Raw genomic sequence first — 14,559 nt, 5'->3', positions numbered from 1 at the left:
GGAGAAGTAGTTATGGCAAAAAATATAAAACAAGAGAATAATAAGAATCAACAGTCTAAAAATAAATCTAAAGCACATAGTGCAAATATAAAAAATCAGCTAAAACAAACAACAGAAACTGGTTTGATTGATGGTATTTTTGTTTATACAGAACCGTTATCAATTGCAGATTTTGCAAAAAAACTAAATAAAGGACCAGCAGAAATTGTAAAATGATTTTTTACTAATGGTTCAATGGTAACTCAAAACCAAATTCTTTCAGAAGAACAAATGGGTGAATTATGTATTGAATTCGGCTATGATTTTAAAAAAGAGACTAGTGTTACTAAGGAAAATATTTTTGAAACGTTTAATGAAAAAGACGATCCAAAGGACTTAACAGCAAAACCTCCAATAGTAACAATTATGGGTCATGTTGACCATGGTAAAACAACATTATTAGATTCAATTAGAAATGCAAATGTTACAGATGGAGAGTTTGGGGGAATTACTCAACATATTGGTGCTTATCAAACAACAATAAAGTCAAATAAAATTACCTTTATTGATACTCCAGGTCATGAGGCTTTTACAGAGATGCGTGCAAGGGGAAGTGAAGTTACTGACATAGTAATTTTGGTAGTTGCAGCAGATGATGGTGTAATGCCTCAAACTGAAGAAGCAATTGACCATGCAAAAGCAGCTAGTGTTCCAATTATTGTTTTTGTAAATAAAATTGATAAACAAGGTGCAGATCCAAATAAAGTTAAAATGGAATTAATGAATTATGGAATTGTAGCAGAAGAATATGGTGGAGATATTCCATTTATTGAAGGTTCTGCAAAAGGAAAAGTAGGTCTTGATACATTATTAGAGACTATTTTATTAATTTCTGAATTAAAGGATTTAAAGGCGAATGCTAATAAATTTGCAAGAGGAACTGTTATTGAAGCTAAATTAGATAAAAATAGGGGTCCTGTTGCAACAATTTTAGTACAAGATGGTACTTTAAAAATTAGAGATATTATTATTGCTGGAGGAACATTTGGAACTATTAAAGATTTAGAAAATGAAAATAAGGCTAAACTTGTTGAAGTATCTCCAGGCCAACCAGCAGTTATTATTGGTTTAAACGAAGTTCCTAAAGCAGGAGATAAGTTTATTGTTGTTACTGAAGAAAAAATGGCAAGAGATATTGCAAAAGCTCAGTTTGAAAAACAACAAAATGAAGCAAGACAAAAAAATCAAACATTCACTTTAGATTCAATTAAAAATAAAATTGAATCTGGTGAATTAAAATCAATTAATGTAATTTTAAAAGCTGATACTCAAGGTACAGTTGAAGCTGTTCGAAATTCAATGCTAAAAATTAGTATTGAAGGAGTAAAAATTAATGTAATTCGTGCAACAGTAGGAGCAATATCAGCAAGTGATGTTACTTTGGCTTTAGCATCTGATGCTCTAATTTATGGTTTTAATGTAAGACCAACATCACAAGTTAGACAAAAAGCAGAAGAAGATAGTGTAGAAATAAGATTACACAATATTATCTATAAATTAATTGAAGAAATAGCAGAAGCTGCCACAGGTATGTTAGATCCTGTTTTTGAGGAAAAATCTCTGGGAGAGGCACAAGTAAGACAATTATTTAGACACTCACAAGTTGGAACAATAGCAGGATGTAGAATTATGAGTGGAGTTGTACCACGTTCTTCAAAAGTTCATATTTTAAGAGATGGAATAGTTGTTTATAGTGGAGAAATATCTTCTTTAAAAAATAAAAAAGAAGATATAAAAGAAGCTAAAGAAGGACAAGAATGTGGTATTACAATTAAAAACTTTAATGATTTGAAGGAAAATGATATTATAGAAGCATACAAGGTAGAAGAGGTGAAATAATTATGGCAAATGATATAAAAATTGAAAGAAATCAATCAACTATTCTTAGAGAATTAAACTTAATTTTACAAAGAGAATTTCCAGATAGTGAATACTTAAATTCACTTACAATTCATGAAGTGAGATTGTCAAATGACATGAGTCACGCAAAGATTTTTTATTCATCAATGGATGTTAATTCAAATAAAGATGAAGTAAAGACTGAAATTGAAGAGAATTTAAAGGAAATAAGAATGATTCTTGCAAGTAAAGTTGAAATGAGAAGTGTGCCAGAATTAACATTTGAATTTGATAAAACTTTAGAAAACGCTAATAAAATTGAAAAAATACTAAAAGATATTAAATAGAAAAAACCTGCATAAAATGCAGGTTTTTTCTATTTAATATAGCAATTTTTTAGTTAATATTTGAATTCTATTAGTAGTGAGTGTGAATAAAATAATTGCAAATAGATCAAATACCATAAAACTTAACCATGAGTGAAAAAATTTAAATATATCATATATTTCACCATATTCAATATATGATATTAAATAATTTAAAAATGCTGAGCTTAATGGCCCAAAAATAAATACTAACATTCCTGAGAATATTAGCGATACGCTTCTATTAAAAGAGGCATTCTTACTATAAACTCGAAATACTTTATCGTATATTAATCAAAATAGTGCTACTCAAATTGCTAATCCAATTCCAGATGCTAGCCTAAATAAAGGACTATAACCTCAGATTAGAAATTGTAGTAGACCATCTAACAAACCTATTATCATACCCCAGTATATGCCTACCACTTGAAAGCTTATAGCAATAACAAAGTATTTTAGGACAAAACCTAAATTTATTCCAGTAATATATAATGGAATAATTACATTTATTAAACTAACAGCTGTGGACATACTTAGTAACAAACTGACAAGAGTTATTTTTAGAGTCTCACTCTTAAATCTCGCATGTTTGTTTGACTTATTTAGTTTGCTGAATTCATAGTCAATATCAATTGGTTCCATGGTTTGAATCAATTCTTGATCTTGACTATTATTATCAGTCATCTTCATTGTCAAATTCTCCTTTTAAACAAACAATTTTATAGAATTCAAATAATATTCACCTCAAGAAATATTATATTATAATATATAAAGAATTGGAGTTATTATGCATAGTTTCTTTTTAGATAAAATTATAGGTGATTATTTTGAAATAGTTAATGAGGATCTTCATCATATAAAAAATGTTGTTAGATTAAAAGAAGAAGAACAAATATTTTGTGTTTATCAAAATGAGAAGTATTTGTGTAAAATTTTTCAAATAAGTGAAAAATTTTGCAGAGCTAGAATAATTTCGAAAGAAAAACTAACTAAAAAAAACTATAAGGTAAATTTAATTTTGGGCATTATTAGAGAACAAAAATGAGATTTTATTTTACAAAAAGCTACAGAGCTTGGTGTTGATAATATTATTCCCGTTGAATTTAAAAGAAATGTTGTAAAAATTGATACTAAAAATGAGAAAAAGAAATTAACTCGCTGATATACAATTTGTGAAAGCGCTGCAAAGCAATCAAAAAGAGTTGATATTCCAACAATAAATTCAATTGTTAGAAATTTGAAAGATTTGGAAAACTATAAGGCAGATATTAATTTAGTTTGTTGAGAAGAAGAAACAAGTGAGTTTATCAAAAAGGAAATTATTAAGAAATTTAAAACTATTAATATAATTATTGGACCCGAGGGTGGAATTGAACCTCAAGAAGTAAAGCAATTAAATAAAATAGGTTATAAAAGTATTGGTTTGGGAGAAAATATAATGAGAACTGAAACAGCTTCTCTATTTGTATTAAGTTGTTTAAACTATGAAAAAAGTGGGTGATAATTATGGATAAAATTTCAAGTAAATTAGTAACAGCTGATATTGAACAAATTAATAGACAACTAAAAAAAATTTATATTGATAATAAATTTAAGAAGTTTATTGATAAAAACATTTATTATTTGAAAAGAAAATTAAAAGATATTGTTCAATTAAAGACTCATGGTAGTTTTGCAACGGGAGAACTTTATGATTTTGATAAAGAACTTAATATTGATTTACTAGCAATAAAATATGTAAATAGAAGTATGTATAAAATGTATGAAAAAGAAATTGAAACAAGAGAACATTTTGATGATTGCTGAGTTTGTGAAATTAATAAAGAAATATTTGAACTTGTTACTGACTTTTACAAAGTAGCAAATGATATTAAAGTTAGTTGAATTGAAAAAAAATATAGATGTAATAATCCTAAAAAAATAGTTACTTTTGCTGACGCAATTAAAATTGCTTTTTATAAAGAGGGGAAAATTGGCTTTTCAATAATTATTAGAACATCACTTAGACATAATAATTTCTTACCAATAATTTGTAACAAAACAATGTATAATAGGTCATTTACATTAGAATATGTAAAAAGTTTTCGTACACTAAATAAGCTGTTAGTAAAAAAATTACAAATTCTTTTTTATTATGTAAGAATAAAATTTAGAGGTTCATTAACTAAACAAGAGCGCTTATTTTTAAAAATAAGTATTATGTCTGAAATACAATATGATTTAACTAAAAACATTTACTTACAAAGGTGATTAGATTTTGCTTTTGATTATAATTTTTCAAGTAAAAAAGAGGTAGATAATGTTTTGGAATCAAAGTATATTTTTTATAAAAGAAGCAAAAAAATTGCAAAAATTTATAATTCTTTTAAATTAAAAAGTCTAAGTTGAGTTTTTCATATGACATATCCAATCCTTCAAGGTTTTCTAGAAAAATACTTTGAATATATTAATAAATTTTTACAAAATAAGGAAAGGAATATTAGTGGTAATTTTTTCTTTTGATATGACTCTGTTACCTATTTAAAAAATACTAAAGGTTCCACAACTATTTCCATAAAAAAGGAAAGTCAGAAATATGATAATTTAGATTTACAAATTCATTCAAGAACAATTTATCCAACAAATAAGGAGAATGGTCTATTTTTAATTTTTTTACAGTACTTTACTTTTGAAATAGAAAGAGATTAATATGAAATTAAATAAAGATATATGAAAATTTAATAAAACAGTAAAAATATTAACTCTAGAAGAGCAAGCAGTTACTACTAAGATAAACTCTTATTTTAATGAATTAAGACAACTTTTTTTAAATGAAAAAATTCATTTAAAAAAAGTTGGTGATTTTGCTTATCATTCATATATGAAAATAAATAATGTAATTAATCTTGATCTTTGTGCAGTTAAATATATAAGTGCTTCCTTAATTAAAATATCAGATTTAAGTGAAACAATATTAAGAGTTTCAAAGACATATAAGGTTATTCCTGAAATCCATACGGATAAAAATTATATAAATCTAGTTTTTAATTATAAAAATGTAAAAATAAATTTTAGAATAGTTTCTGTAATTGCCAACATAGTAAATAATGAGTCTATATATTGGGTAAATCGTAATGGGATAAAAGAAAATGATATAGTTTTAAAACTGACAAAGGACTTTAAAGAAGTTAATAAATTAAGTTCAGGGTTATTAGTTAATTTAAAAAGACTTATAAACTATACAATGAAAAATGAGTTTAATTATTCATATGATGCTGATTACTATCTATTAAGATGATTTAATGAATATGTTTCAAAATCATTAGAGTCATTTATTTATGAACGATATATAAAAAGAGAGTTAGAAATGAATATCGATCAATTTATGAAAACCGAAAATTTAAGAAAATGAATAAAAAGAAACATTAGTTTTTTTGATTTAACTAACTTTATTTTTATAAAATTAGACTCAATAAATACTTATTACTTTAATCAATTTAATTTTGAAAATGAAGAAATTTTTGAAGGTATTTCTCGATATTCAGTAAATACTAACTCTAATTTTAAATTACCTGTTGATTATTTAGCATCTTTTAAGATATTTGATACTGATTTGATAGAACATAAGACATATATTCAAAACAATTTATCGAATGAAAATGGAGTTTCAAATACCTCATGAGAGAAATTTAAAAATTACAGACATAGATATATAGTTTCTCCCGTTATTCAAAGCGGTGTATCAAATTACGCTATGTTTCAAAAGTGATTAACATTAAAATCAAATGAATTATATGGTCATTTAAACTCAGACTTAAAAAGTGAAATTAAATCTACAAAACAAAGAGAAGCAATGTCAGAACTTAATGATATTGCCAATCAATGACTTACAAAATATAATACGAAATTAAAATATCTTCAACCTTATTTTGATAGAAAATATCCTTTTTATTCAAATTATCAAATAGAACAGTTAGTTTCTTTAATAATTGAGTCTATTAATAAGATAGATGAAGAACAATGAACTATAAAAAACGATAATTAGCTCTAAAATCCTTTTAGCTTTCACATTTTTACTAAAATATTTTTATATCTTAAATGTTCCTAGTTATGACCTTGTTATTTTATATAATTAAATTAATCATATGAAAAGGATGGACAATCTATGAAAAAATTATTAAATTTATTAGCAACTGTAACTTTAGCAGTTTCAGCAGGATCTTCTGTTGTGGCTTGTACAAGTATATTAGATAAAGATGATGTTGATTATGAAACTGGTGCAAAGTGAAAAGGCAATGGTGCTATTAAGCAAGAAGTTTATAAATTAAAGGAAAATAACATTAAAAAACAAATATCTAAAGATTTGTTGACAAAAAATACAAGTAGTAAAATTTCAACTTATGCTACTATTGGAGAAAATGATAGATCTTCTTTAGCAAATAAAGATATTTTAACAGTTAATGATGGTGAGTTTGTATTCTCACCTTATGCAGATATGGGAATTGTTGAAGATACAGCAGAGTACTTGATGAAAGAAAAAGGAAAAAGTCAGGCAACTAGAGAAGCTGCAGAAAAAGGTTTAATAAACAATATTGTTTATAATGACTTAGGACAAATTGCTGAAGATTCAACAGTTATAACTAATGAGTCAGAAGTAACATTAGGATTTATGCAAAATGCAGCAGATACAGGAGAATTAGTTCCAATGTGAAATGCTGGACCTTCAAAAGGTGATGGAAAAGGTATTTTAGCAGAAGAAGGTAAAGAAACTGAGTATGCTCAATGATTTAATGATAGATACAGAAATTGAACTGGACAAGATATAAAAGGTAACGAAAAAATAAAAGGAAAAGGTGGACAATTAAATCCAGAAAATGTAAGGATTTCATTTGGACCTTTTGCAAATTCATTGTGACATACAGCATGACAAAATAATAAGACTCCAGAAGAGTTAGCACAAGTTATTAAAGCTGTTGGAGATAGATACAATACTAAAAAATTTGATTTCTATTTTGCAGCTCCATACTTATCAGCTAGAGGAGATTATGCTGATTCACAAAAATTACTAGCAAGTGCATTAAAAATATTAATTGAAAGTGATTCAACTTATGATTTTCAATTATCACTTGTAATGTCAACAAAAGATGGAGTTGCATTAGCTCCTGGTTTTGGAGAACATGGTCAAGTAAACTTAAATTTAATAGGTGATGAGATATATCCACTATATAACTTTACAAAATATTTAGGAATGAACTTTAGATTAAATTTAGTTACAGGTTACTTAACTGTACCAAATGATGTTAATACTGACAGTGATTGAGAACTAGAAACTGTTAAAAGTGGAGCTTTACAATCAGCACAAAATTGAAATAAATTAAATAAAATTATAAATGGTGTATCAAAAGATATAAATTTTGTAAATAAAAGAATAAAAATAACTCCTTGAATTGGAAGAAGAGCTGAAGCAGCAGCATATAACTTTACACCTAAAAATGCAGCAGATTTAAGAGTTTGAGCAAAAGAACAAAACTTTGGTGGTTTAGGAATGTTTTATATTTCAAGAGATGTACCAAGTGAATTTGTAGATAATGAGTTAACAGGTCCTGCACAAGCTGACAGAAATGCATTAGATCAAAATATTAGATCAGGTTCAGGATTTGAACAATTTACATATGCAAAAGCTTTAAATGGAACAATTTCAGGTGAAACAGTACCTTTAATTGAAGCAAAAGATAAAGATGGAATCAAAACTATTGGTGGAATTGATTATCATGAAGATATTCTAGCAAATACATCTTTAGATAATTTAGAAATTGGTGGTAGTTGAGAAGGACCTTCATGAGAAGGTGGAGGGGGAACAAACCCTGGACCTGGAACAGGTGGAGGAAATGGTGGAGAAGTCATTTCTCCTCCAACTGGACCTGGAAAAAGTCTTTATACAAAATGAAGTGATGCTAATCCAAATAGAACTTCTTCAATTAGTAAAAAAACAAAATCTAATGATTTTACTTATTTTTCTCCATATTTAGATGCTGGGTTATATGAAGGAAATAATATGCAAAATATTACTTCTAGTGTTAATGGATTTGATCACTTAACATTGGCATTTGTACAACAAGTTAATAATCATGGTGATTACTTAGATTTATCAATTGCAGGTAGTGAAACAGGTACTGAAGGCTTTGAATGATGAGAAAACAGTCAATTCTGAGGTAAAATTCTAGAGCCAATGGCAAAACAAAATAAATTTGAAAATATTAAAGTAGCTTATGGTGGAGCAACTACAGGAGGGTTTACAGATAAAAATCCTTGAACTTTAGCAAATACATTATTTGGTAAAAATACACCAACAGCAAAAGAAGAACTTAAAAAATCTTTAATTGAGTATCAAGATTCATTAGTTAAATTAGCTAATAAAAATGGTTATAAAGATGTTAAAATGCCAAAAGCAATTGACTTTGATATTGAAGGACATGCTCAAGAATTAGATGACGATAATAGATTATTGGCAGCAACAATTGCTGAAATGAAAAAAGAAGATAAGGATTGAGATTTCTCATTAACTTTACCAGTATTGCCAACTGGTTTAACTTCTGTTGGTTATCGTGTAATGAATATATTTGTTGAAGAATTCAAAAAGGCTGGATTAAATGAAAAAGATTTACCAGTTGTTAATTTAATGTTAATGGATTATGGGGATCCAATTTATGTACAAGCAATCAAAGATGGATTAACTAACTTTGATTTAGCAAAACAAGCAGTAAATGCTACAAAAAATAACTTAGCAACTTCAATTGAAAGTAATTATGGAAAAGTTTCAATTGGTAATGATGGTCTTTATAAATTAATTGGTGCAACTCCAATGATTGGTGTTAATGATACAGTTTGAGGTGTGTTTACTGAAGAAGATGCAAAAGAATTGTATAATTGAAGCCATAATGTTGGTTTAGGATATATTGGAATGTGATCAATGAATGATGATAGAGGTTTAGACGTGCATACTAATAAACCAATAAATAAAAGTTTATTAACTCATGGTTTAGCTTATTTAGAAGAATATGACTTTGCTAGAGCCTTTGCAGGAGATTGAACAAGTTCATTAAAAAGTCCAAAACCAGAACACAAAATAGCTAGAAATAAGTATAAATTCTAGTTTAGTATTGAAAAAAAACTCTTTTAAAAAGAGTTTTTTTTCAAGCTATAAAGGCAATTATCTTTATAAAAATATTTTTAAAATATAAAAATATTTTTGCTAAAAAAATATTTTTTAGATATAATAAAAATATTAGTAATAATTTATACTAAATAGATAAGGGCAAAATATGAAAAAATTATTAAATTTATTAGCAAGTACAAGTTTAGTTGTATCTGCTGGTGGTTCAGTTGTAGCTTGTGGAAAAGTAATTGATGCAAAAGACAAAACATTTCAAACAGGTGAACAATGAAAAGGTAATGGAAACATAAATAGTGAAATTAATAGTATAAAACAAAATAGTGTTAAAAAGCAAATATCAAAAGACTTATTAACAAAAAATACAAATAAAAATAGTTCAAATTATGGAGTTATTAAAGAGGGAGAAAGATCTTCTTTAGCAGGTGTTGAAAAATTAACAGTTAATGATGGTGAGTTTGTATTTTCACCTTATGCAGATATGGGAATTGTTGAAGATACAGCAGAATACTTGATGAAAGATAAAGGAAAAAGTCAAGGTACAAGAGATGAAGCAGAAAAAAGTTTAAATGGAAAAAATATCATTTATAATGACTTAGGTGAAATAGCTGGTAAAGAAAATGTTATTACACAAAATTCAGAAGTAACATTAGGATTTATGCAAAATGCAGCAGATACTGGTGATTTAGTTCCAATGTGAAATGCTGGGCCTGCAAAAGGTGATGGACAAGGTATTTTAGCTAAAGAAGGTGAAGAAACTGAATATGCTAAGTGATTTAATGATAGATATAGAGATTGAACAAAAAAAAGTTCTAAAACTAAAATAACAAGTCACGAAAATGGCGGACATTTAAATCCAGAAAATGTAAGAATTTCATTTGGGCCTTTTGCCAATTCTTTATGACATACTGCATGACAAAATAATAAGACTCCTGAAGAATTAGCAGAAGTTATTAAAGAAGTTGGGGATAAATATAGCACTAAAAAATTTGATTTCTATTTTGCAGCACCATACTTATCACGTCAAGGAGATTATGCTGATTCTCAAAAATTACTAGCCAGTGCATTAAAAATATTAATTGAAAGTGATCCAACTTATGATTTCCAATTATCACTTGTAATGTCAACAGAATATGGAGTGGCATTAGCTGAGGGATTTGGTCAAGAGGGACTTAATAATTTAAATTTATTAGGTGATGAAATTTATCCTTTGTATAACTTTACAAAATATTTGGGTATTAATTTTAGATTAAATTTAGTTACAGGTTATTTGACTATACCCAATGATGTTAATACTAATGATGATTGAGAATTAAAACAAATTCAAGATGGAGCTAAACAAACAGCTAAAAACTGAGCGAAAATAAATGAAGTGACAAATGGAGATATAAAAGATCTAGGTTACATGAAAAAAAGAATTAAAATCACTCCTTGAATTGGAAGAAGAGCTGAAGCTGCTGCTTATAACTTTACTCCAAAAGATTCAGCCCAATTAAGAACTTGAGCTGTTAAAGAGGGATTTGGTGGTTTAGGAATGTTCTATATCTCAAGAGATGTACCAAGTCATTTTCAAGATAATGGATTAACAGGTGCAGCTCAAGCTGACCAAAATGCATTAGATCAAAACATTAGATCTGGTTCAGGTTTCAAACAATTCACATATGCAGAAGCATTAAATGGAACTTTATTAGAAAATGATATTCCAAAGGAAATTACAGATAAAGATGAAGTTATTAGTCAATTAAAGGCTATTGATTATAAAAATGATATTCAAGCAAATAAAGCATTAGACAATTTAGAAAACCCTGGTAATTGAGAAGGACCTTCATGAGAAGGTGGAGGGGGAACAAACCCTGGACCTGGAGCAGGAACTGGTGGTGGAGAAGTAATTATGCCTCCAACTGGACAAGGTAAGAGTCTTTATACAAAATGAAGTGAAGCAAATCCAAATAGAAAATCTTCAATTACTAAAAAAGCAAAAGCAAATAAATCAACATATTTCTCACCTTATTTAGATGCTGGGTTATATGAAGGAAATAATATGAAAAATATTATTTCCAGTGTTAATGGAATGGATCACTTAACACTAGCATTTGTACAACAAGTTAATAATCATGGAGATAAATTAGACTTGTCAATTGCAGGTAGTGAAACAGGTACTGAAGGTTATGAATGATGAGAAAGCAGTCAATTCTGAGAAAAGATTTTAAAACCTATGGCAGAACAAAATAAATTTGAAAATATTAAAGTAGCTTATGGTGGAGCAACTACAGGAGGATTTACAGAAAAAAATCCTTGAACTTTAGCAAATAAATTAAATCCTAATAATTCTCAAAAAGCAAAAAATGACCTTAAAGAAGCTTTAATTGGATATCAAGAATCATTGGTAAAATTAGCTAATAAAAAAGGTAAAAACGTTAAAATGCCAAAAGCAATTGACTTTGATATTGAGGGACATGCTCAAGAATTAGATGATGATAATAGATTATTGGCAGCAACAATTGCTGAAATGAAAAAAGAAGATAAGGATTGAGATTTCTCATTAACTTTACCAGTATTGCCAACTGGTTTAACTTCTGTTGGTTATCGTGTAATGAATATATTTGTTGAGGAATTTAAAAAAGCTGGATTAAGTGAAAAAGATTTACCAGTTGTTAACTTAATGTTAATGGATTATGGTGATCCAATTTATGTACAGGCAATTAAAGATGGATTAACTAACTTTGATTTAGCAAGACAAGCAGTAAATGCTACAAAAAATAACTTAGCAACTTCAATTGAAAGTAATTATGGAAAAGTTTCAATTGGTAATGATGGTCTTTATAAATTAATTGGTGCAACACCAATGATTGGTGTTAATGATACAGTTTGAGGTGTTTTTACTGAAGAAGATGCAAAAGAATTGTATAATTGAAGCCATAATGTTGGTTTAGGATATATTGGAATGTGATCAATGAATGATGATAGAGGTTTAGATGTGCATACGAATAAACCAATAAATAAAAGTTTATTAACTCATGGTTTAGCTTATTTAGAAGAATATGACTTTGCTAGAGCCTTTGCAGGGGATTGAACAAGTTCATTAAAAAATCCAAAACCTGAGTATAGAAAAATTAAAGGATAGTCACATTTTCTTTAAAAGATAACTTAAATATCCCTTTTTTCAAAAGGGCTTTTTAAGTTATAAGTAATAAAAAAAGTTGTATTAAATAAATACTAAGCATATTATGTCAAGTATAGAATAGCTTTTTTATTCTATTTAGAACACCATGTTTCTCATGGTGTTTTTTCATGCTTTACCATTATTCTTTTGAAATTATAAAATTGAATATACTCCAAAACATTATTGTATACTTCTTGAAAAGAGTTCAAGTTCTTTTGATATCACTCTGTTTTTAAAGAAGAAAAAAAAGTTTCACAAGCAGCATTATCTAGTGAGTTTCCAGGTCTACTTAAAGATATAGAGATTTTATTCATCTTACAATACATCTGACTAAAAATTGATGTATATTGAAAGCCATTATCTGAGTGAATTATTAAGTTCTTATTTTTTAGCATATAGCCTTCAGCCATTTTCAATGTTCTAAAATAAATTTTATTATCATTTCTCATAGATATATCATATCCAACTATAAAGCCAGTATTAACATCTTTCATAATACTCAAATATGCAAACTTATTATAACCATAAGGCAAATATGTAACGTCCGTTACAAATAATTCACCTTTATCAAAACTATTTCATTGCCTATTAACAATATTAGGGTATTTAGAATTTCTAACTTTGATCTCTTTTGGTTTTATATTTCTCTTTATTCTAATTTTTGATCTTATTCCCAAAAGTTTCATATATTTATAAACTAATTTATTTGAAACATTGATATTATAAAAGCGCTTTAAAACTATATTGATTCTAGGATAACCATAAATATGATTATAATAATTAAATATCTCTAAAATATAATCGGCTAAAACCTCATCAAACTTATAATTAAATGAGGGCCTTTCTTTTTTTACTCACCTGTAATAACTTGATTGTGTTGTTTTAAGTGCTTTACATAAAAAAATAATTGATCAATCAGATTTATTTTTCTCAATATAGTTATACTTTAATTGTTGTTTTTTTCTCAATCCTCCAGGAACTGATTGAACTTTTTTAGTATCTCATTCTCCATTTCTAAAAGTTTATTTTTCTTTTTAAGTTCCAGAATCTCTTTTCTAAATGGGTTATTTTTTAGCTCTATATCAATTTTTTTAATTCCTGCGGTTTGTCCCTTTCTTGAAGAAATCTTCTTGAGATATTCAATTCCATATTCTTCATATCCTAAAGCTCATTTTCTTGCAGCAGAATATGAAACATTATGTTTTTTTGCTAATTTCTTTCAACTTTGTTGATTAATTGCTCAATCCTTTGCAACTTCTATTTTAGTTTCCAAAGATACCATATTTGATTTATTTCCTTTAAAATTTGCCATATAAAAAATCCTCTTCTATATAGATTATATTAGAATTTTTTTATTCTAACTCTATACATAGAGGATTATATTCATATTAAATAAATACAACTTTTTTTATTACTTATAAATTATCACTTGTCAGTTCCACCATTATGGTCTTTTAACATTTGTGCACGTTTTCTAATATAATCTTTTTCAACTTGACCAATATTATTATAAACATCTCTACTTGCTTTAATTCTTAGTTTTTTTAATTCTTCATCACAATAAACTCATGTAAGTCAAACAATATGAAAATGTCTTAAATATTTAATTTCACTTTCATCATACATTTCATAACTTAAAGCTTGTGCTTCTTTTTGAGCAAAATCAACTCATTTTTGTGGATTAATATTTTCACTGAATACCTCTTTTGCCAGTCTTTGAAAAGAAAGCGCTTTTTTTACAATTACTTCTTCAAGTGATTGTAGTGTATTTGAAATTTCTTCTATTATTGCTTGATCGAATTCTTCAAATGAGTTAAAGTGATGCTTTAATAAATAAAACATTTTTGTATTGAGATTACTTACAGGGTTACCTGAACTATTCAAATGTTCCTTTTCAGAAATAATCTTAAATTCATTTTCAATATTTTTATAAAAATCTGATTTTCTACGCATAATAATCACCTAAATTCTTTAACTTAGTATATTATAACATATTTTTAGAA

11 protein-coding genes are annotated in these 14,559 nt (G+C 27.0%); 7 read left to right on the top strand and 4 right to left on the bottom strand.

Translation table 4 applies throughout. From position 1 onward, the window contains the following. Positions 1-12 precede the first annotated feature (12 nt). Together infB and rbfA are read left to right on the top strand one after the other, a co-directional pair. Positions 13-1,878: a translation initiation factor IF-2 gene (gene infB / locus AAHM99_RS00430; RefSeq protein WP_342274836.1), complete on the top strand. Its 1,866-nt coding sequence runs from the start codon at positions 13-15 to the stop codon at positions 1,876-1,878. Positions 1,879-1,880: 2 nt separating this feature from the next. Then, complete coding sequence (gene rbfA / locus AAHM99_RS00425; protein ID WP_339029362.1) at positions 1,881-2,225, top strand: 30S ribosome-binding factor RbfA; 345 nt, start codon at positions 1,881-1,883, stop codon at positions 2,223-2,225. 33 nt (positions 2,226-2,258) lie between these two features. On the opposite strand, the gene AAHM99_RS00420 is transcribed toward rbfA, so the two are convergent. Beyond that, positions 2,259-2,933: a hypothetical protein gene (locus AAHM99_RS00420; protein ID WP_342274835.1), complete on the bottom strand. Its 675-nt coding sequence runs from the start codon at positions 2,931-2,933 to the stop codon at positions 2,259-2,261. Positions 2,934-3,030: 97 nt separating this feature from the next. On the opposite strand from AAHM99_RS00420, the gene AAHM99_RS00415 reads away from it, so the two are divergent. From AAHM99_RS00415 to AAHM99_RS00395, 5 genes are all read left to right on the top strand, one after another. Next, positions 3,031-3,747 (top strand): RsmE family RNA methyltransferase, encoded by a 717-nt coding sequence (locus tag AAHM99_RS00415; RefSeq protein ID WP_342274834.1) that lies wholly within the window; start codon positions 3,031-3,033, stop codon positions 3,745-3,747. 2 nt (positions 3,748-3,749) lie between these two features. Beyond that, entirely contained in the window at positions 3,750-4,931 is a 1,182-nt protein-coding gene (locus tag AAHM99_RS00410; RefSeq protein ID WP_342274833.1) for a hypothetical protein, read from the top strand. Between the two features lies 1 nt (position 4,932). Then, entirely contained in the window at positions 4,933-6,267 is a 1,335-nt protein-coding gene (locus AAHM99_RS00405; protein ID WP_342274832.1) for a hypothetical protein, read from the top strand. Between the two features lie 120 nt (positions 6,268-6,387). After that, positions 6,388-9,375, top strand: coding sequence for a lipoprotein (locus AAHM99_RS00400; RefSeq protein WP_342274831.1), 2,988 nt, complete (start codon positions 6,388-6,390; stop codon positions 9,373-9,375). A 169-nt stretch (positions 9,376-9,544) separates the two neighbouring features. Further along, the gene (locus AAHM99_RS00395) at positions 9,545-12,517 is read left to right on the top strand and encodes a lipoprotein (protein WP_342274830.1); all 2,973 of its coding nucleotides are present in this window, start codon (positions 9,545-9,547) and stop codon (positions 12,515-12,517) included. Between the two features lie 131 nt (positions 12,518-12,648). Here AAHM99_RS00395 and AAHM99_RS00390 read toward each other — a convergent pair whose 3' ends face one another. From AAHM99_RS00390 to AAHM99_RS00380, 3 genes are all read right to left on the bottom strand, one after another. Beyond that, complete coding sequence (locus tag AAHM99_RS00390; RefSeq protein WP_342274829.1) at positions 12,649-13,524, bottom strand: IS3 family transposase; 876 nt, start codon at positions 13,522-13,524, stop codon at positions 12,649-12,651. Beyond that, positions 13,503-13,868, bottom strand: coding sequence for a helix-turn-helix domain-containing protein (locus AAHM99_RS00385; RefSeq protein WP_342274828.1), 366 nt, complete (start codon positions 13,866-13,868; stop codon positions 13,503-13,505). The genes AAHM99_RS00390 and AAHM99_RS00385 overlap by 22 nt, the downstream gene beginning before the upstream one ends. Before the next feature lie 110 nt (positions 13,869-13,978). After that, a complete protein-coding gene (locus AAHM99_RS00380; protein WP_339029349.1) occupies positions 13,979-14,509 on the bottom strand; it encodes a hypothetical protein in 531 nt (176 codons plus the stop codon). Between the last annotated feature and the right edge of the window lie 50 nt (positions 14,510-14,559).

The organism is Spiroplasma endosymbiont of Cantharis lateralis (assembly GCF_964030855.1).
In the GTDB taxonomy this organism is placed as follows: domain Bacteria; phylum Bacillota_I; class Bacilli_A; order Mycoplasmatales; family Mycoplasmataceae; genus Spiroplasma_A.
This window is presented reverse-complemented; position numbering and strand designations above follow the sequence as displayed.